This is a genomic window from Stenotrophomonas sp. YIM B13575 (genome assembly GCF_042787595.1).
Classification (GTDB): domain Bacteria; phylum Pseudomonadota; class Gammaproteobacteria; order Xanthomonadales; family Xanthomonadaceae; genus Stenotrophomonas; species Stenotrophomonas lactitubi_B.
Genome location: NZ_JBHZOP010000070.1, coordinates 1 through 18,152 on the forward strand (window position 1 = coordinate 1; position 18,152 = coordinate 18,152).

Here is an 18,152-nt window from a genome sequence, read left to right on the forward strand (position 1 = left end):
GGTGCGGACCAACGGTCCGCACCCACCACATCAACGGCTCAGGTGCAGGAACTGCAGGTGCCGTTCGTACTGGCTGATGATGTCGTTGATGATCTGCTTGCGGTTGTAGCCGACCAGGTCGTAATCCTGGCTGCCCTCGTACAGATGTACCTCGGCGCGGTAGTAGCGCTGGTTGCGCAGCTGCTGCGCGGCGAAAGACGGAGTCAGGTAGCCACTGAGGATCACCCGGTACAGGAAGTCCTGCTGCTCGCCGTGGTTGACCGACAGCTCCATGTCGCCCGCTTCGAAGCGCGTCTGCACGTCCCAGCCCTGCTCACCCAGCTGCTCGGCCACCGCCTCCATCGCCGGCTTCACCGTGTCGTCCATGAAGCGGTACACCTGGTCGCGAACCGGGAAGTTCATGGCCTGGGTCAGGCGCTGGCGCCAGCCCTGGTGGTGGCGATCATCGCCGATCAGCGGCGATGGCCTGAACTGCTGCGCGCGCTTGCGGTGCGACTCGTCACTGAAGGCACGGGTCAGGCCCCACATCATCAACAGCAGCACCGCCGAGAACGGCAACGAGGCCAGCACCACCGCGGATTTCAGCGCATCGATGCTGCCCGCCAGCAGCAGGCCGGCAGTCAGCACCGCGATCACCGTGCCCCAGAACACGCGCAGCCAGCGCGGGCCATCGTCCTCCGGCGCACCACCATGCGAGGACAGCGTGGACAGCACCACCGCTCCGGAATCGGCCGACGTCACGAAGAAGATGAAGCTGACCAGCACGGTCACCCCGATCACCGCCTTGCTCCACGGGTAGCCATCCAGCAACGCATACAGCACCGTCGGTGGATCATCCACCGCCAGCTGCGCCAACTGCTGCTGGCCATGGTGCAGCACCTGGTCCAGCGCGCTGTTGCCGAAGATCGACAACCACGCCAGGGTGAAACCCAGCGGAATCAGCAGCACGCCGAACACGAATTCGCGGATGGTGCGGCCGCGCGAGATGCGCGCGATGAACAGGCCGACGAACGGCGCCCAGCCGATCCACCAGGCCCAGTAGAACACCGTCCAGCCGCCCAGCCATTCCGGCCGGCCACCATAGGCGTACACGTCGAAACTCTTGCCCACCACGCTGCCCAGGTAATCGCCCAGGTTCTGCATCAGCGTGCTGAGCAGGTACTGGGTGGGGCCGGCGCAGAGCATGAACAGCACCAGCGCGATCGCCAGCAGCATGTTGATGTTGGCCATCCAGCGCACGCCCTTCTCCACCCCGGACACGGCCACCGCGACGGCCGCGCCCATCATCGCCACCACCAGCAGGATCTGCACCAGGTTGGAGTGCGGCACATTGAACAGATGCGACAGGCCGGCGTTGAGATGCAGCACGCCGAAGCCCATGTCCGCGCCGATGCCGAACACCGTGGCGACGATGCCCAAGGCATCGACGGTGTAGCCGATCGGGCCGTTGATGCGCTTGCCGATCAGCGGATACAGCGCCGAGCGCAGCGCCAACGGCAGGTTGTGCCGATAGGCGAAATAGGCCATCGCCATTGCCGCCAGCGCGAACACGCCCCAGCCATGCAGGCCCCAGTGCAGGAACAGCAGCTGCATGGCCTGGCGCGCACCGGCCTCGCCCGCTGCGCCATCACCCTGCGGCGGCTGCAGGTAGTGGGTCAGCGGTTCGGAAACGCAGAAGAAGAACAGGGTGATGCTGATGCCTGCAGCGAACAGCATGCCGGCCCAGGAGAGATAGCTGAATTCCGGCTCGTCATGGTCGGCACCGAGCTTGATGCCGCCGTACTTGGACAACGCCACGCCGACCACGAACACCAGGTACAGGGTCATCGCCAGCAGGTAGTACCAGCCGACGTTGAGCGCGGCCCAGTCCTGCGCCTTGACCAGCAGGCGACCGGCGCCGAGCGGAAACAGGCTGACGAACAGTGCGAAGGCAACGACAACGATCGCCGCGAAGGCGAAGACGGGCCGCAGGGTTCGCACCGGCTGATGTTGAGGCTCCAGTGCTTCCATGGGCAGCCATCTCCGGATCGATCAGAAAGTAAGCCGGCGGATTCTGGATGAACCGCAGTGGACACAGGATGAAGTCGTGGCACCGCGCACGCATGATCGCCCGGTATTCCGTGCTACGCGCGCGCCTGCAGCCCTGCACGCGCGTCCGGCGGCGATGTCACCCTGGTCCGATTGCGACACACCGCGTCCAGCGCCGACGATTCAACCCATCACATGCACGGCGCACAGCTTGTTGCCGTCCGGATCACGCAGGTAGGCCAGGTACAACTGGCGCCCTGCCTTCTGCCGCACGCCAGCCGGGTCTTCCACCGCAGTACCGCCATGGGCCACGCCCGCTTCCTGCCAGGCATGCACCGCCTGTGGGTCTGCAAGCGCAAAGCCGATGGTGCCACCGTTGGCGTGGCATGCCGCCTGTCCATCGATGGGCGGAATGACCATGAACATGCGCCCATCCTTGATGTAGACCAGCTTGCCCTCGTCATCGAACACGCCTGCGCGGCCGCCGACGGCGGTGAACAACGCATCGTAGAAACGGCGGGAGATCGCCATGTCGTTGGTTCCGACGGTGACGTGACTGAACATGCGGGCACTCCGTTGCGGGAAAGCCCGAGTGTCGGCCACCTCACTGATCGCCGCAATCAAGCCGGGTTCAAGACGTACTGAGCAGCAACACCGCCACAGTGACCAGGCCGATGCCGATCCAACCAATCGGGCGCAGGCGGTTGCCGAACAGCAGGCGGCCACAGGTGGCCGTGCCGATCACGCCGATCGCGCCCCACATCGCATAGGCGGTGGCCAGGTCCATGTAGCGCACGGCCTGGCCCAGCAGGGCGAAGGCGATCCAGACCAGCACGATGGCGCCGACACCCCAGCGCCAGCGACGGAAGCCATCGGACTTGGCCACCATCATGTTGGCGGCGACATCGATCAGCGCCGAACAGATCACGAAAAACAGGGCCATCATGTTCATCAGTGCGCCTCCCCGAGGGTGACACAGACGATGCCGACCACCGCCAGCACCAGACCGGCCAGCTGCTGCAGCGACAGGCTCTCACCGAACACGCTGATGCCGACCACGGTCAGCAGGGTCAGGCCGAGGCCTTCCCACACCGCATAGGCCACGCCGACGGCGATGCGGCGTACCGACAACGCCAGGAAGTAATAGGACAGCGCAAGTGCGCCAGCCATGATCAGGTAGCCGGTCCAGCGGCCATCGCGGGCGGCATGGGCCATGAAGGACGTGCCGACCACTTCGGCGACGATCGCCACGGTCAGGCAGGCCCAGGCGACGACGGCGCCACGGGCGGGAACAGTACGGGACATGTGAAGCTCCTTGCGGGACGGGGACCGCGCCCCGTCATCAATAGATCCACGCCGTGCGTGGATGATCCGGAACGCCCCCCTGCAGACAGGGGCGACGGCGGCCAGTATCATCGCCTTTTACGGTGGTATCAAAATGGATTCCATCGACAGGAGCGATGGATCAATGCCCTATTCCCCTGAATCCCTGCAGGCCTTCGTCGAGGCCGCCGCGCTGGGCTCGTTCTCGGCGGCCGCGCGCCGGCTGCGCAAGACCCAGTCCACGGTCAGTACCGCCATCGCCCATCTGGAGGCGGACCTGGGCATGGTCCTGTTCGATCGCAGCGGCCGCTATCCACAGCTGACCGACGCCGGTCGGCAGGTGCTGGGCCACGCGCAGGAAATCCTTGCCGCCGACGCGCGGCTGCAGCAGTTGAGCGTACGCCTGGCGGCACCGGTGGAGCCGCGCCTGACCGTGGTGTTCTCCGATGTCTACCAGCTCGATCCAGCGCAACGTGTGCTGCAGCGGTTTGCCGAGGCATTTCCCGAGATCGAACTGGAATGGCTGGATGCCGAAGGGCGGGACGTACTGGAACTGGTGGATGCTGGGCGCGCCGGACTGGGACTGCTGCCGCGCCAGGCGCAGTACCCCGATGCGCTGGTGGCCCAGCCCTTGGCCCACCACAGCGAACTGGCGGTGTACGTGGCCAGCGACCATCCACTGGCGCAGGCCGGCGTGCGCGCGGCGGCGCAGCTGGCCCGGCACCGGCAGGTGCGGCTGAGCGCGCAGGTCGACCACGCGCCGCCGATCAGCGGGCCGGCGTGGACCGCGTCGGACTACCTGATGGTGATGGAGATGGCCGAGGACGGCATCGGCTGGGCCGAGCTGCCGCGTGCGCTGGTGCAGCGCTACGACCGCGGCCGCCTGCTGGAACTGCGCGTGCCGGGCTGGCCGCGCCGCATCCACAGCGACCTGGTGTGGCGCCGCGATACGCCGCCGGGGCCGGCGGCGTTGTGGTGGGCCGAGGCATTGGGGTGATGCATCAACGGCGCCCCATCCACGCATGGCGTGGATCTACTGCACGCTGAATTACCGCATCCACGCATGGCGTGGATCTACTGCACGCTGAATTACCGCATCCACGCATGGCGTGGATCTACTGCACGCTGAAGTAGATCCACGCCATGCGTGGATGCACAGGAGGTCAGCAGATCACGGGTTGGCTAGCGCGTAATCCAGCGCCGAGCACACCGCCGCCACCTGAGCGTCGTTGCACTGCTGCGGCGTCGCCCGCGGGCTGTCCGGGTAGACCTCGGTGGTGGTGGTGTACTTCGCCCCGGTGATGCCGGCGCACAGGCCCAGCGGCACCAGCGCGTACTCGATGACGCCATGCGCGACCACCGGCGAACCGATGATCTCGCCCTTGTCGTCGGCCGGTGCGATATGGGTGACCTTCTCCACTTCGGCGACCACGGCCTGCTGGAACGCCGGCTGCGGATTCTCGCTGTCGTCCACCAGGTAGAAGCCATCGGGAATCAGGCCCGGTTCGAACGGCTTGCCGTCGCGCGCGGCAAGTGCGGGACGGAACTCGCTCTCGTCGCTGTCGGTAGTCTCGTGCAGGTCGATGTGCAGCACGAACTGGCCCGTCAACGTTGCGATCAGCTCGATCAGCGCCGTTGATTCGCGGGCCGGGCCATCAGCGCGGAAGTTGCGGTTCGGGTCGATCGCATCGAAGTTCCAGCGGTTGATGCGCTCGAAGCCCCACGGATTCACGCACGGCGCGACCAGCAGATTGGCCTTGCCGGCATAGGTGTCGGCGTGTTTTTCGAGGAATTCCAGCGCGCCCAGCACGCCACTGGTCTCATAGCCGTGCACACCGCCGGTCACCAGCGCGGCCGGCAGTGCCGGATTCCAGTCGCGGCTGCGCAGGGCGAACAGGGTATAGGTCTCGCCTGCGTAGTCGAGCTGGCCGTAGGCCACCTTGTCGAAGCGCCCGGCCAGTGCATCGATGCGCGGCAGCACTTCCTCGTCGTAACGGCGCAGGCGCTGCTGGCGCGCACGCCACTGCTCCCGTTCCGCCACGCCCCACGGCTGGCCAGGGGTTCCGACGGGGTAGAAAGCAGCAGTGGACATGGCAGATCTCAGCGGGTCAGGAGGCAATTGATCACTTTACCACCGGGTCAAAGCGCTGAACCGTGTGCCGATTCCAATGGCGAATGGAATCAGCAATAATTCTCATTTACGCCCTTCCACTGCCCGCAACGATGTCCATCCCTGCCCTGCAACCGGCCCGCCTGCCCTTGGCCGCCGCCCTCGCCCTGTGCCTGATCCCGGCTGCCAGCGCCTTCGCGCAGGACAGCGCCACCACGCTCGACAGCATCCAGGTATCGGGCAGCTGGCTGGGCACCGGCCTGCACGACAGCGTCAAGAGCTTCGCCGGCGCACGTACCGTGGTTGATCGCCAGCGCATCGAGGCCAGCGGCGCCGCCAGCCTGGGCGATGCCATGCGCCGCATTCCCGGCGTGCAGGTCACCGACAACTCCGGCACCGCCGGCAGCTCGGTGTCGCTCAACATCGGCGTGCGTGGCCTGACGGGCCGCTACTCGCCGCGCTCGACCGTACTGCTGGACGGCGTGCCGCTGGCGGTTGCGCCGTACGGGCAGCCGCAGCTGTCGTTCGCCCCGGCCAGCCTGGCCAACATCGAGTCGATCGACGTGGTGCGTGGCGGCGGTGCGGTGCGCTACGGGCCGCAGAATGTCGGCGGCATCATCAACTTCAGCACCCGTGCGATTCCGACCGCGGCCGGCCTGCACGGCGAGGCCGGCGTGCGCTACAGCGCGTACGACCACGGCGGCGGCGACAGCACCCAGTACAACGCGTTCCTCGGCGGCACCGCCGACAACGGCCTGGGCATGGCCCTGCTGTATTCCGGGCAGGACGGCCGCGGCTGGCGCCAGGGCAGCGATGACCGTTTCGACGACCTGGCACTGAAGTTCGCCTATGCCATCGATGCACAGCAGGAACTGCGCGCCAAACTCTCGTACTACAACGTGCGTTCGCTGACCCCGGGCGGCCTGACCCGCGCCCAGTACGAGACCGATCCGTTCCAGAACACCCGGCCGACCGACTTCTGGAAGGGCCATCGCACCGGCATCGACCTGGGCTACACCAACACGCTGTCGGAGAACAGCGAGTTCGAGGTGCTTGCGTATTACAACGAAAGCAACCGCGCCAGCTCGCTGATCAACGCCGCCAACACGCAGATCACCGTGCAGCCGCGCGACTACCGCGTGCTCGGCATCGAACCGCGCTACACCCAGCGCCTGCACTGGGGCAGCAGCGTGCACGACATCACCGCCGGCTACCGCTTCCTGCGCGAGCGCGGCAACGACCGCAGCTACACCGTGACCCGCCGTACCGGCGCCGCCGGCGCCACTACCCGCTTCGACAACGCTACCGATGCGCACTCGTTCTACGTTGATGACCGCATCGCCATCGGCCAGTGGCGGATCACCCCCGGCGTGCGCATGGAGTGGATCGACATGGACCGCCAGCAGGCCGGTGGCGGCGCGACCTTCAGCAGCCGCAACGACAAGGCCCTGCCCTCGCTCAACGTGGCCTACCTGCTGACCCCGCAGCTGACCGTGTTCGGCAACTACACCACCTCGTTCGGGCCGGTGCAGAACATCCAGCTCAACTCGCAGAGCGCGACCAATCCGCTGAACCCGGAAATCGCCAGGACCACCGAGCTGGGTGCGCGCTGGCAGGATGGCGCGCTGCGCGCGGAAGTGACCGTGTTCAAGATGCGCTTCGACAACCAGATCCTGCAGGTGCCGGGCATCACCCCGCCGACCTTCCAGAACATCGGCGCCACCGACCACAAGGGCGTGGAGAGCGCGATTGAATATCGCTTCGCCGAAAGCAGTGCGCTGGCCGGGCTGGAGCTGTACGCGAACTACACCTGGACCAAGGCCATCCAGCAGTCCGGCGACAATCGTGGCCTGGATGTGCCGTTCTATTCGCGGGATACCGACAGCATCGGCGCGCGCTATGCGCTGGCCGACTGGACCTTCCATGTGTCCAGCACCCACCAGAGCGGCCAGTTCTCCGATGCCGCCAACACCTGGAACGAAACCGCCGATGCGCGCGTGGGCCGTGTGCCGGGCGTACGCCTGTGGAACGCGCAGGCGGCCTGGCAGCTGCCCTGGCTGGCCGACAGCGAGGTCGCGGTGGGCGTGAACAACCTGGCCGACAAGCGCTGGTACACCCGCAACGTGGATGGCAACGCCGGACGCATGGTGGCCGCACCGCGCACGTTCTACGTGCAGGGCCGCTACCGCTTCTGAGTGCGGTAACCGCCTGATGCGGTGACGGTAGCGCTCACGGTGGCGGCGTATCATGCCGCCACCATGTCCTCCACCGCTTCGCCATCGCGCCTGCATCTGGCCTTCCAGGGCCTGCGCCTGCGCCTGCGCGGCAGCGACCTGTGGTTCATCGCCCTGGCCCTGCTGGTCGGGCTGATCGCCGGTGGCCTGACCCTGTTGCAGGCTGGGCTGGCACGCACCCTGCAGACGGCGCTGTATGGGCTGGACGAGGGCATGCGCCTGAGCTCACTGCCCACGTTGACCTGGACCGCGCTGCTGGTACTGCCGCTGGGCGGCCTGGTGGTGGGCCTGGTCAGCCTGGCTGCAACGCGCCTCAAGCGCCCGCTGCTGGATGCCGTGGAAGCCAACGCGCTGCACGGCGGCCGCATGTCGATGCGCGACAACCTGATCGTGTTGACCCAGACCCTGGTCTCCAACGGCTGCGGCGCCTCGGTCGGACTGGAAGCGTCGTACACACAGATGGGTGCCGGCAGCGGCTCGCAGCTGGGGCGGGTGATGCGCCTGCGCCGCAACGACGTGCGCATCCTGGTCGGGGCCGGTGCGGCCGGTGCCATCGCCGCAGCCTTCGGCGCTCCGCTGGCCGGGGCGTTCTACGCCTTCGAGATCGTCATCGGTGCCTATACGCCGGCGGCACTGGCGCCGGTGGCGGTGGCCGCGCTGGCCGGCGCCTTCGTTGCCGACCAGGCCGGCGTGGAAGCCTACCTGCTGCCGGCGGCATCCACCATCGACGTGCGCGCTGCCGACTATGCGATCTACGGCCTGCTCGGCTGCTGCTGTGCCATGGTCGGCATCGTGGTGATGCGCCTGATCGCCTCCATCGAGGGCACGGTCAAGCGCAGCCCGTTGCCGCTGTGGGGGCGGCCGGTGGTGGGCGGCCTGCTGCTGATTCCGCTGGCGGTGGCCAGCCCGCAGGTGCTGTCGTCCGGCCACGGCGCACTGCACCTGGACCTGACCACCCATCTGCCGCTGATCTGGATCGGCGGACTGCTGACCCTCAAATGCCTGGCCTCGGGCATCTCGCTGGGTTTCGGCTTCCGCGGCGGCCTGTTCTTCGCCTCGCTGTTCATGGGCACCCTGCTCGGCACGCTGTTTGCCGGGCTGCTGGCGATGGCCACCGGCGTGCCGGTGGTCGACGCCACGTCGGCGGCGCTGGCGGGCATGGCCGCACTGGCCGCGGCGGTGGTCGGCGCGCCGATGACCATGGCCATGCTGGTGCTGGAAGGCACCCACGATTTCCTGCTGACCAGCGTGGTGATGAGCGCGGTACTGGTGTCCAGCACCCTGGTGCGGCAATGGTTCGGCTACTCCTTCTCGACCTGGCGCATGCATCTGCGCGGGGAAACCATCAAGAGCGCGCGTGACATCGGCTGGGTGCACAACCTCAATGCCGGGCGGATGATGCGCAAAGGCGTAGCCACTGCCCCGGCCGACCTCGATGCCGCCGCCTTCCGCCAGCGCTTCCCGCTGGGCTCGGGCAGCCGGGTGATCCTGATCGACAGTGAAGGCCACTACGCCGGCATCGTGCAGATCCCGCGCCTGTTCGGCGACGGCGTGAAGCCCGAGGACGTGGTGGGTACGTTCGCCGAGAACCGCGACGTAGCGCTTGCCGCCAGCGCGGACGTGGTCAGCGTGATGCAGCGGTTCGACCAGACCCAGGCCGACGAGCTGGCGGTGGTGGCCGGCGATGGCCAGGTACTGGGCGTGGTGTCTGAAGCATTCGTGCGCAAGCGCTATGCGGAGGAGCTGGACAAGCGCCAGCGCGAAATGATGGGCGAGCGCGTCGACGAGTAGATCCACGCCATGCGTGGATGACCTTCCCGGCGCCCCCGTCCCGCCCACGCACGGCAAGGGTATGGAGCACGGAAATGCCCCAACTGCGCCTCGACCAGTAGATCCACGCCATGCGTGGATGATGTTCCCAGCGCCCCAACCCATCCACGCGTGGCGTGGATCTACTGTGCGGCCTGGCCCCCACTGCGCCTCGACCAGTAGATCCACGCCATGCGTGGATGATGTCCCAGGCGCCCCAACCCATCCACGCATGGCGTGGATCTACTGTCACCTGCGGGAGGTAGACTGCGGCCATGCGCTTCATTGAAACCTTCCAGTCCGGCCCCTTTGCCGACACCGTGGTCAGCCTGCTGGCGGCGTTCGTGCTCGGCACCCTGATCGGCGCCGAACGCCAGTACCGGCAGCGCACGGCCGGCCTGCGCACCAACGTGCTGGTGGCCGTCGGCGCCGCCGCCTTCGTGGATCTGGGCATGCGTATCGCCGGCAGCGCCGAGGCCGTGCGGGTGATCTCGTACGTGGTCTCGGGTGTCGGCTTCCTCGGCGCCGGCGTGATCATGAAGGAAGGCATGAACGTGCGCGGCCTGAACACCGCCGCGACGCTATGGTGCTCGGCGGCCGTGGGCAGCTGCACCGGCGCGGACATGCTGGCCGAAGGCGTGCTGCTGACCGTCCTGATCATTGCCGGCAATACCCTGCTGCGGCCACTGGTGAACGCGATCAACCGCATCCCGATCAACGAAGCCGCCAGTGAGGCAACCTACGAAGTGCGCCTGAGCGTGGATGCCGACGCGGTGCCGCGCGTGCGCGAGCGCCTGGTCGATGCACTGGAAGCAGCGCAGTATCCCGTCGGCGACGTGCAGCTGGTCGAGCACGCCGATGCGCCCACCGATGTGATCGCCGTCCTGGTCAGCACCGCGGTCAGCGCCGACGAGCTGGACGTGGTGCTGGCGCGGATGGAGCAGGTGCCGGGCGTGCTGCACGCCACCTGGGAAGTCAGCACCCGCGATTGAGCGTGGGTCGGCAGTTCATCCACGCGTGGCGTGGATCTCCTGCTCATGCACGGGCCACGCGCTGCTGCGCACGCAGCAGCCTGCGGAACGAGGCGCAGCGCCGAGCATCCTCCGCGTGTGGGCAGGCCGCAGCCCGCCGCAGCCGTTCCTGCACCCGCTGCAATCCAAGGATCTGCCGCTGCAACGCATCGGCCTGGTCCAGCAATGCCGTGCGGTCCAGTGCAAGCCCGGCCCCCTGTGGCATCGCCGCACCAATCTGCTGCAGCGACAGGCCCGCAGATTGCCCAAGGCCGATCAGTGCCAGCCGTTCCAGCACCTGTTGGTCGTATTGCCGGCGCAGGCCACGACGCCCCAGCACCTGCACCAGGCCCAGCTGCTCGTAGTAGCGCAGGGTCGAGGCCGGTACACCGCTGCGGCGCACCACCTCACCGATATCCAGTTCCCGCATCGTGCTTGACCTCAAGTGGGCTTCAAGCGCCACCATGGTCGCACTCCCCGCGCAAGGCAAGCCCATGGCTGATTCACTCCCGCTCGATCAGAACACGCTCTGGAACGGCCCCGCTGGCGAGAACTGGGTCGCGCAGCAGGCCCTGCTGGACGGCCTGTTCCAACCGATGGCCGATGCCCTGCGCGACGAACTGCCGGCTGCCGTCACGGAACTGCTCGACATCGGCTGCGGCACCGGCGCCAGCACGCTGACCGCCGCCGCAGCACGTCCTGAGTCCCACTGCTCCGGCATCGACATCTCCGCACCCATGCTCGCCCTCGCCCGCCAGCGTGCCGCCGCGATCGGGCGCGACATCGACTTCATCGTTGCCGATGCGCAGCGCCATGCCTTCGCAACGGCGCGCTACGACTGGATCCAGTCGCGGTTCGGGGTGATGTTCTTCGAAGACACGCTGGCCGCCTTCGCCAACCTGCACCGTGCCGCCCGAGCCGGCGCAGGCCTGCGCTGCATCGCCTGGCGCAGCGCGCAGGAAAATCCGTTCATGACCACCGCCGAACGCGCTCTTGCAGACCAGCTGACGCTGCCAGCGCGAGCACCCGGTGCGCCAGGACAGTTCGCCTTCGCCGATGGCGAGCGGGTGCGTCGGCTGCTGCAGAGCGCCGGATGGCAGGACGTGGACGTGTCGCCGCTGGACCTGACCTGTTTCCTCACCCGTGACGCGCTGGCCAGCTACGTTGGTCAGCTCGGACCTGTGGGCCTGGCCCTGCGTGCGCTGCCGGCCGAACGCGCCGATGCGTTGCTGCAACAGGCATTGGCTGCGTTCGCATCGTTCATCGACGGTGATCGCGTGCGGGTGGAGACCGCCTGCTGGATGATCCGCGCCCGCGCCTAGCAACAGAAAAGGGGACGGACGGGATCAAGTCGTTCATGCCCAAGCTGTGCGGGGAGCGACTTGATCCCCTCCGTCCCCCTTTTCTCTACAGCGCCTCGCCTGCATCGGCCAGGCGCGATTCGATCAGCGCGTACCACTGCTCGAGCATGTCGACCAGCATGTCCAGCTCGGCGTCGGCCCGCTGCGCGCGGCCGCTGCGCAGGCACGCCTGTGCTTCCTGCAGCTGGATGAGGAAGCCGGCAACGGTGTCGGCCTGCAGGATCAGGCCCGGCAGCCGGCGCCCGGGAATGCGCACGACCGCATGGTTGCCGAGCTGGCCGTACACGCTGAGAGTGGCTTCCGTCTTCATGGACAAGGGCAGGAATTGGGCATTCATCAGGTGCACCAGGGAAGAAACCTGCCCACCGGCAGGCGTGGAAAACGGGGGAGACGTTTCCACGTCCTGCCGGCAGAACAGGGGGGACTCGGGATGCCGGGGCACGCCCCGGCACGGGGATTCAGTGCGGCCGGGCCACGCCAGCGATCTGCACCCGCCGGTTGGGCGCCAGGCAGGCGATCAGTTCGCGCCGGTTGTGCTGGTCGCACTGCACCAGCGGTTCTGCCGCGCCGCGACCTTCGGCACTGATGCTCGCCGCGGGTACGCCGCCCTGTACCAGCGCCATGCGCACCGCCTCGGCACGTCGCTGCGACAGTGTCTGGTTGTAGGCGGCGCTGCCGATGCGGTCGGTGTAGCCGACCACCTGGATCGACTGCACCTGGCTGGCCTCACGCACCTGCGCCAACACGCCCTGCACGGCCTGCTGACCAGTGGCGCTGAGCACCGCACTGTCGAAACCGAACAGCGCATCGGCAGCCAGTCGCAGCGGCTGCTCCGGCAACGGCGCCGGCGGTGGCGGTGCAGGCGGACGCGGCGGATCCAGCACGGCAGCGCACGATTCCGGCTTCCAGTAGCCGCCCTGGGCGATGCCCTTGTTGTCGAAGCGCACCTGGAACTGGCAGGTGAAGTATTCGGCGCCCTGTGCGGTGCGGAAGTTGAACAGGTAGTTCCACTCGCGCACGCCCCACATGCCTTCATTGAAATGCGGGGTGCCCAGCAACGTATAGAGCTGGCGCTTGCTCATGCCCGGCGCGAACCGGCGCAGGTCGGCGATATCGGGATAGATGCCTTCCTTCAGCGAGGCCTTGCTGGCCTCCGGGAAGGTGACGGCAGTGCTGCCGGCGGGACCGTCGGCGGCCGGTGCGTGGCTGCGGCAGGCAACCAGCAGCCCTGCAGCCAGGATCAGGGCCAGCGTGGCGACGACGCGACCACTGCGAGCGATGCGATGCGATTTCATGTCATTCCCCCTGTAGACGTTGCCTGCTGCGCCGGGCCGCAAGTGCGACCCGGCGCGGGCGATCACCACTGGATACCGGCACCGACGGCCACACCGGCCTCGCCGCGGCTGTTGGTGGAACCACTGAACTTGTAGATCCAGCGCCCGCCCTCGGAAACACCGGAGATGCCCAGGGCCACGCCGGATTCGCCGTTGTAGCTGCCCGCCGCGATCGAGGCCATGTTGCGGCCGGCTTCGCTGGGCTGCGGCAGCGACGCGGTTGCCATCGCCGAGGCGATACCGGCCGAGGCACGGTTGTCGGTCTTGCGCAGGTCGCGTTCGAAGCCGCCCATGCGCTCATCGGTGTAGGCCTTGGACCAGTCCAGCGTCTGCGCCATGCCCGACTTCAGCTGGTCGACATTGACCGCGTCGGTACCGGCGGTGCCGGCGGCGACGTTGCGCACTGTGGTCGGGCCACTGCTGGTGCTGCCCAGGGTCACGCTGTTGTAGTTGGTGGTGCCGTTGGTGGTGGTGTCATAGCGGATCGTGCCCTGCTGCGAAGCCTGCAGCTGACGCACGTTGACCGCGTCCGTTGCCTGCGAACCATCGGCCACGTTGACCACCTGGCGTTCGGCACCCGCTGCCCCCACCGACACGGTATTGGCGCGGTTGGCGACCGAGCCTGCACCCAGCGCCACCGAATTGTCGGCCTGTGCCTGCGAACCGTTGCCCAGTGCGGTCGAGTTGGCCCCGGCAGCGGTGGAGCCGGCACCGCCTGCGGCGGAGTTGGCACCGCTGGCAGACGGATCGGCCAGGTTGTTGCTGTTGTTGGCCCGGAAGCTGCCGGCGACGTTGGTGATGTTCTGGATCTTCTGGTCGGTGTAGGACTTGGACTGATCGATGGCGTAGTTCACGCCGTTCTTCAGCTGGCCGACGTTGGTCGCGTCGTGGTCGTCGGAGCCATCGGCCACGTGGGTGATCTTGCGCTCGCTGCCGCTGCTGCCCACCGCGACTTCGCCGGACGAGTTGCTGGCCCCGGCCTGGCCGTAGGCACCGGTATAGCCGGTCTGCGCGCCGACGCTGGCCACCGAGCCGGCACCCAGCGCAACACTGTTGCCTGCGCTGGCATTGGCGCCGTTGCCGACTGCCACGCTGCCCGCGCCCGCTGCGCTGGCCTGCGGGCCGACCGCCAGTGCTTCGGCACCGGTGGCCGTCGCCGCGGCGGCAGTGGAGTTGACCGCCAGGTACGGGCTGCCGCCACCGTTGCTGATGCGCTGGTTGAGCACCCGCAGCGAGCCATCCACGGCGGAGAACGCCGCGGTGACGTTGCTGTAATCGTTGCCGGTGATGGTGCCATCGGTAGCGATGGTGGAGATGTTGAAGGTCGGCGCGGTCCACAGGCCGGTGCTGCCGTTGTACACGGTGCTGCCACCGAAGTAGCTGGCCACGGTCTGGTGGGTGCTGAACAGCTGGTCGCCGGTGATGGCATCGCTGCTGCCCGCCAGGATGCTGCCGGCAGCCACATTGGTGACTTTCACCGGTGCACCGCCGGTACCACTGAGGGTCACGGTATCGACCACGTTGCCACTCCCGTCCACGTCGTACTTCACGGCGCGCTTGTCCAGGTCATCGGTCTGGTCTGCAACGTTGGCCAGCGAAGTGCTGACCGCATCGAAGGCGGTGCCGACGTCGTTGTAACTGCCCTGGCTGACGGTGCCATTGGCGGCGACATTGTTGAGCGTGTAGGTCGGTGCAGTGACCACGCCATTGGCATCCACCGCAGCGCCGCCGCCGAGATGGGTGGCCACGGTCTGGTTGGCCGCGAACAGCTGCGCACCGTTGATCGCTTCGCTGCTGGCCGCGCTGATCTGGCCCGGGCCAAGATTGCGCAGCGTGGTGGCCGTGCCGGACTGGCCCAGCGTAGCGCTGCCGTAGTTGACGCTGCCGTCGCCGTTGAGGTCGTAGCGCAGCGCGCCCTCTTCCGAGGCCTGCAACTGCCCCAGGTTGACCGCATCGGTGCTGGCGGTACCGGCGGCGACGTTGGTGACCTGGCGTTCGGCGCCTGCGGCACCGATCGACACGCTGTTGGCCCGGTCGGCCAGGCTGCCGGCACCGACCGCGATGCTGTTGGCGGCGGTCGCGTTGGCACCGGCACCGACGGCGATCGATTCGGTACCGCTGGCCACGGCGTCGGCACCGGTCGAATTCACGCGCAGGTACCGGGTGCCGGTGTTGCGGATGTCGTTGATCTGCGTGTTGAGGTTGACCAGCGAGCCGTCCACCGCATCGAAGGCGTCGGTGACGTTGTCGTACAGCCCCGAGGCCACGGCGCCACCGGTGGAGATGCTGCTGATCTCGAACAGCGGTGCGGTGAAGGTGCTGGTGAGCGGATCGAACGCTGCACGTCCACCGAAGAACTTCGCCATGGTGTCGTTGCTGGCGAACAGCTGCGCACCGTTGACCGCCTCGCTGCTGGTGGCATTGACCGCACCGGCGGCCAGATTGCCGATGGTGGTGGTGCCGGTGCCATTGCCGAGGGTGACACGGCGGTAGTCGGGGTCGCCTGCACCATCCAGGTCATAGGTGACCGCCGCGGCGCCGACCGCATCGATCTGGCTGATCGCGCCCTTCAGCTGGGCCACGTTGACCGCGTCGGTGTTGGCGCTGCCGGCCGCGAGGTTGGTGATCTGCCGCTCGCCGCCACCGGCGGTGCCTACCGACACCTCGCCAGCGGACACCTGTGCGGTGGTCAGGCCGTAGGCGCTGTAGCTGGCCTGGGCACCACGCAGTGCGGCGGAGCGGTAGCCCAGCGCCACCGAATTGGCCTGGTTGGAGGTGCTCTCTGCACCGAGCAGGGTCTGCCCGTTGGCGGTGCCGCTGGCACTGTCGCCGACCACCACCGAGTGGCCCATGCGTGCCGCGTAGTCGGCAGTGGGGACGCCGGTCGGATCGCTCGGATCATTGGCACCCGCACCCGGGAAGGCGACGTTGGCATCAACCTTCGGCAGCTCATGGCGGGCATTGGCACCGATCACCACTTCCTTGGAGCCGTTGGCATAGGCGCCATCGCCCATCAGCACCTGGTAGTCCTGCGCGGCGTTGACCGCCCAGCAGGAGATATCGGCCAGTGTAATGTCCAGGCACTTGGCCGCCCAGGCCGGCGAATCCTTGGGCAGCAGCAGGCCCAGCAAGCCACCGGGATTGCCGTTGTTGATGTTGTAGATGTAGCTGTCGGAGGTGACGCCACCGATCAGGGTCAGGTGCGAGCTGCCGCCGGTGACCGCGCCACCCAGGCCATTGAGCGTGGTACCGACCGGCGTGGCATTGACCACCGGCAGGCCGAGCACGTTGACCGTGGAATAGGTCTGCATGACGTTGGCGGTGCTGAGCTTGAGGTTGCCGTTGGACAGGTAGCCGGTGCCACCGAACAGGCTGGCGGTGGTCGGGCCGAGCAGTTCGGTGACACCGCCCACCAGGCCACCGGTGCCGATCACCAGGCCCGCGTTCGGGTCGGCAGCGGCCGGCGCCTTCGGGCTGGTCGGCGGAATGGCCGACGGCGAGGTCAGGCCGAGGCTGCCCAGAGTATTGCCGACCAGGCCGCCGACGGCGCCGGTCAGGTTGCCGACAGTGCCGTTGAGATCGCCGTTGAGCAGGCTGCCGACAGCGCTGCCAACGCCGTTCAGCGCAGTGCCGACGCCGTTGAGCAGGCCGCCCAGGCCAAGCGCGCTGTTCTGTGCGGCGACGGTTGCGGTGCCGGCCAGCTTGAGGTTGCGATCAGCGACGAGTTCTTCGCCGTCCTTGCCCTGCACGCGTACCTTGCCCGCCACGCCGGTATCGAACGCGGCGGTGATCGCGCGGTCATCGGTGTCGCCCGGCAGCTCTTCCTTGGCCGGCAGTGTGACTGATGCGGTGGCACCGGCCTGGCCTTGTCCTTCGATGTGGTTGCCGGCCACGCCCAGCTGCGAATCGACCTTGCCGTCGACGGCCGCCTTCAGCCCGGACGGCGTTGCAGTCACGGCGGTGGCAACCTGGGTGCCGGCATCGACGCTGGCAACCGGCGTACCGGCGATGCCGACATTGGCTTTTGCGGCGGCGTTGGCAGACAGACCCAGCGGCGTCTGAGCGGCCGGTGCGACGTTCGCGGCGACCGCGGTATCGACACGGGCGGCGGCGACGTTGCCGATGCCGATGTTGGCGTGCACGTCGGCGCCGAGCGCCGGTGCGGGCACCTGGTGCGGCGTCGCGCCGGCGGCCAGCTTGACCTGCACGGTGGCCGGCAGGACGTCGCGCACCACCGGCAGCGAAGTCGTGCTCAGCTGCAGGCCAACGCGTGCGTTCGCACTGATCGCCGGGTTTGCCTGGGCCTGTCGTGCGGCCGCTGCCAGCGCAACCTCGGCATCGACCTTCACCGGCATCGGCTGGGTGTACTTGGCCGCCAGCGCCTGCAGGTCGCGCAGCGATTGGTTGGACTCCGTGGCCGCCGCAGGTCCGCTGGCCAGCACGCACAGCAGTGCCAGGGCCAGGGTGCTGGGCACCAGGAGGCTGGCGCGGCGGTCGCGCGGTGCGGCACCACCGCTATCGCCGGTGGCCAGTTCCGAGGCCACAACCAGAGCATTGAGCTGGCGGTTCCATACACGCCGGTAGATGCGGTTCATGAGCATTTCCCCCGTAGGCGGACTACTTGAATGTCAGTGGACTTGCCGTTAGGCAGGTGACTGACATTTCGCGCCTTTCAGCGAGGGCTGAGCACTTCATTCCGGCAGGGCAATCGCGCATTCCGGCAAATCCACGGCCGGATTCGGCAGCCAGATATGCAAATCCGGCAGGGAGGGCTGGCCGGGCTGCGCCCGGCACCCGCAGAGGCCACGTCAAAGGCAACAGCAACGGCAAAAGCTGGGTTCCTGGGGGATGGCGGGGTGGGTCCGGTTGCGGGGGACGCTGCAAGTACGTCCATGTAAGCTCGGTCGCGCCATCCATGGCGCTCACGCCCCCGCAACCGGACC

General features: G+C 67.7%; 14 protein-coding genes. 5 read left to right on the forward strand and 9 right to left on the reverse strand.

What is annotated here, in order from left to right:
* Nucleotides 1-30: 30 nt before the first annotated feature.
* From betT to ACFX4F_RS12725, 4 genes are all read right to left on the reverse strand, one after another.
* Nucleotides 31-2,010, reverse strand: a complete 1,980-nt coding sequence (gene betT, locus ACFX4F_RS12710; RefSeq protein WP_099818721.1) for a choline BCCT transporter BetT — start codon at nt 2,008-2,010, stop codon at nt 31-33.
* 201 nt (nt 2,011-2,211) lie between these two features.
* On the reverse strand, nt 2,212-2,592 hold the full coding sequence (locus ACFX4F_RS12715) for a VOC family protein (RefSeq protein WP_380655799.1): 381 nt from the start codon (nt 2,590-2,592) through the stop codon (nt 2,212-2,214).
* Nucleotides 2,593-2,659: 67 nt separating this feature from the next.
* Nucleotides 2,660-2,980: a multidrug efflux SMR transporter gene (locus tag ACFX4F_RS12720; RefSeq protein WP_099818723.1), complete on the reverse strand. Its 321-nt coding sequence runs from the start codon at nt 2,978-2,980 to the stop codon at nt 2,660-2,662.
* Nucleotides 2,980-3,333, reverse strand: coding sequence for a DMT family transporter (locus ACFX4F_RS12725; protein WP_380655802.1), 354 nt, complete (start codon nt 3,331-3,333; stop codon nt 2,980-2,982). Before ACFX4F_RS12725 ends, ACFX4F_RS12720 begins: the two co-directional genes overlap by 1 nt.
* A gap of 163 nt (nt 3,334-3,496) precedes the next feature.
* On the opposite strand from ACFX4F_RS12725, the gene ACFX4F_RS12730 reads away from it, so the two are divergent.
* Nucleotides 3,497-4,348, forward strand: coding sequence for a LysR family transcriptional regulator (locus tag ACFX4F_RS12730; RefSeq protein WP_033831329.1), 852 nt, complete (start codon nt 3,497-3,499; stop codon nt 4,346-4,348).
* A gap of 174 nt (nt 4,349-4,522) precedes the next feature.
* On the opposite strand, the gene ACFX4F_RS12735 is transcribed toward ACFX4F_RS12730, so the two are convergent.
* Nucleotides 4,523-5,443 carry a M14 family metallocarboxypeptidase gene (locus ACFX4F_RS12735; protein ID WP_380655805.1) on the reverse strand — a complete coding sequence of 307 codons (921 nt, stop codon included), beginning with the start codon at nt 5,441-5,443 and terminating at the stop codon, nt 4,523-4,525.
* A 131-nt stretch (nt 5,444-5,574) separates the two neighbouring features.
* Here ACFX4F_RS12735 and ACFX4F_RS12740 point away from each other — a divergent pair, with 131 nt between their 5' ends.
* From ACFX4F_RS12740 to ACFX4F_RS12750, 3 genes are all read left to right on the forward strand, one after another.
* Nucleotides 5,575-7,656 carry a TonB-dependent receptor family protein gene (locus ACFX4F_RS12740; protein ID WP_380655807.1) on the forward strand — a complete coding sequence of 694 codons (2,082 nt, stop codon included), beginning with the start codon at nt 5,575-5,577 and terminating at the stop codon, nt 7,654-7,656.
* Nucleotides 7,657-7,719: 63 nt separating this feature from the next.
* Nucleotides 7,720-9,486, forward strand: a complete 1,767-nt coding sequence (locus ACFX4F_RS12745) for a chloride channel protein (RefSeq protein WP_380655810.1) — start codon at nt 7,720-7,722, stop codon at nt 9,484-9,486.
* 293 nt (nt 9,487-9,779) lie between these two features.
* Complete coding sequence (locus ACFX4F_RS12750) at nt 9,780-10,496, forward strand: MgtC/SapB family protein (RefSeq protein WP_099818727.1); 717 nt, start codon at nt 9,780-9,782, stop codon at nt 10,494-10,496.
* Nucleotides 10,497-10,539: 43 nt separating this feature from the next.
* Here ACFX4F_RS12750 and ACFX4F_RS12755 read toward each other — a convergent pair whose 3' ends face one another.
* On the reverse strand, nt 10,540-10,944 hold the full coding sequence (locus ACFX4F_RS12755; RefSeq protein WP_380655812.1) for a MerR family transcriptional regulator: 405 nt from the start codon (nt 10,942-10,944) through the stop codon (nt 10,540-10,542).
* A 64-nt stretch (nt 10,945-11,008) separates the two neighbouring features.
* Between ACFX4F_RS12755 and ACFX4F_RS12760 the strand changes: the two genes are divergently transcribed.
* A complete protein-coding gene (locus ACFX4F_RS12760; RefSeq protein ID WP_380655815.1) occupies nt 11,009-11,836 on the forward strand; it encodes a class I SAM-dependent methyltransferase in 828 nt (275 codons plus the stop codon).
* An 85-nt stretch (nt 11,837-11,921) separates the two neighbouring features.
* On the opposite strand, the gene ACFX4F_RS12765 is transcribed toward ACFX4F_RS12760, so the two are convergent.
* From ACFX4F_RS12765 to ACFX4F_RS12775, 3 genes are all read right to left on the reverse strand, one after another.
* Nucleotides 11,922-12,212: a DUF6959 family protein gene (locus ACFX4F_RS12765; protein WP_380655817.1), complete on the reverse strand. Its 291-nt coding sequence runs from the start codon at nt 12,210-12,212 to the stop codon at nt 11,922-11,924.
* Nucleotides 12,213-12,333: 121 nt separating this feature from the next.
* Nucleotides 12,334-13,170 (reverse strand): OmpA family protein, encoded by an 837-nt coding sequence (locus ACFX4F_RS12770; protein WP_380655819.1) that lies wholly within the window; start codon nt 13,168-13,170, stop codon nt 12,334-12,336.
* A gap of 62 nt (nt 13,171-13,232) precedes the next feature.
* Nucleotides 13,233-17,804 carry a YadA-like family protein gene (locus ACFX4F_RS12775; protein ID WP_380655822.1) on the reverse strand — a complete coding sequence of 1,524 codons (4,572 nt, stop codon included), beginning with the start codon at nt 17,802-17,804 and terminating at the stop codon, nt 13,233-13,235.
* Between the last annotated feature and the right edge of the window lie 348 nt (nt 17,805-18,152).

What these genes read in the sequence shown, in the direction of transcription:
- betT (WP_099818721.1), bottom strand. Translation starts at nt 2,010, where the DNA reads ATGGAAGCACTGGAGCCTCAACATCAGCCGGTGCGAACCCTGCGGCCC.
- ACFX4F_RS12715 (WP_380655799.1), bottom strand. Translation starts at nt 2,592, where the DNA reads ATGTTCAGTCACGTCACCGTCGGAACCAACGACATGGCGATCTCCCGC.
- ACFX4F_RS12720 (WP_099818723.1), bottom strand. Translation starts at nt 2,980, where the DNA reads ATGAACATGATGGCCCTGTTTTTCGTGATCTGTTCGGCGCTGATCGAT.
- ACFX4F_RS12725 (WP_380655802.1), bottom strand. Translation starts at nt 3,333, where the DNA reads ATGTCCCGTACTGTTCCCGCCCGTGGCGCCGTCGTCGCCTGGGCCTGC.
- ACFX4F_RS12730 (WP_033831329.1), top strand. Translation starts at nt 3,497, where the DNA reads ATGCCCTATTCCCCTGAATCCCTGCAGGCCTTCGTCGAGGCCGCCGCG.
- ACFX4F_RS12735 (WP_380655805.1), bottom strand. Translation starts at nt 5,443, where the DNA reads ATGTCCACTGCTGCTTTCTACCCCGTCGGAACCCCTGGCCAGCCGTGG.
- ACFX4F_RS12740 (WP_380655807.1), top strand. Translation starts at nt 5,575, where the DNA reads ATGTCCATCCCTGCCCTGCAACCGGCCCGCCTGCCCTTGGCCGCCGCC.
- ACFX4F_RS12745 (WP_380655810.1), top strand. Translation starts at nt 7,720, where the DNA reads ATGTCCTCCACCGCTTCGCCATCGCGCCTGCATCTGGCCTTCCAGGGC.
- ACFX4F_RS12750 (WP_099818727.1), top strand. Translation starts at nt 9,780, where the DNA reads ATGCGCTTCATTGAAACCTTCCAGTCCGGCCCCTTTGCCGACACCGTG.
- ACFX4F_RS12755 (WP_380655812.1), bottom strand. Translation starts at nt 10,944, where the DNA reads ATGCGGGAACTGGATATCGGTGAGGTGGTGCGCCGCAGCGGTGTACCG.
- ACFX4F_RS12760 (WP_380655815.1), top strand. Translation starts at nt 11,009, where the DNA reads ATGGCTGATTCACTCCCGCTCGATCAGAACACGCTCTGGAACGGCCCC.
- ACFX4F_RS12765 (WP_380655817.1), bottom strand. Translation starts at nt 12,212, where the DNA reads ATGAATGCCCAATTCCTGCCCTTGTCCATGAAGACGGAAGCCACTCTC.
- ACFX4F_RS12770 (WP_380655819.1), bottom strand. Translation starts at nt 13,170, where the DNA reads ATGAAATCGCATCGCATCGCTCGCAGTGGTCGCGTCGTCGCCACGCTG.
- ACFX4F_RS12775 (WP_380655822.1), bottom strand. Translation starts at nt 17,804, where the DNA reads ATGAACCGCATCTACCGGCGTGTATGGAACCGCCAGCTCAATGCTCTG.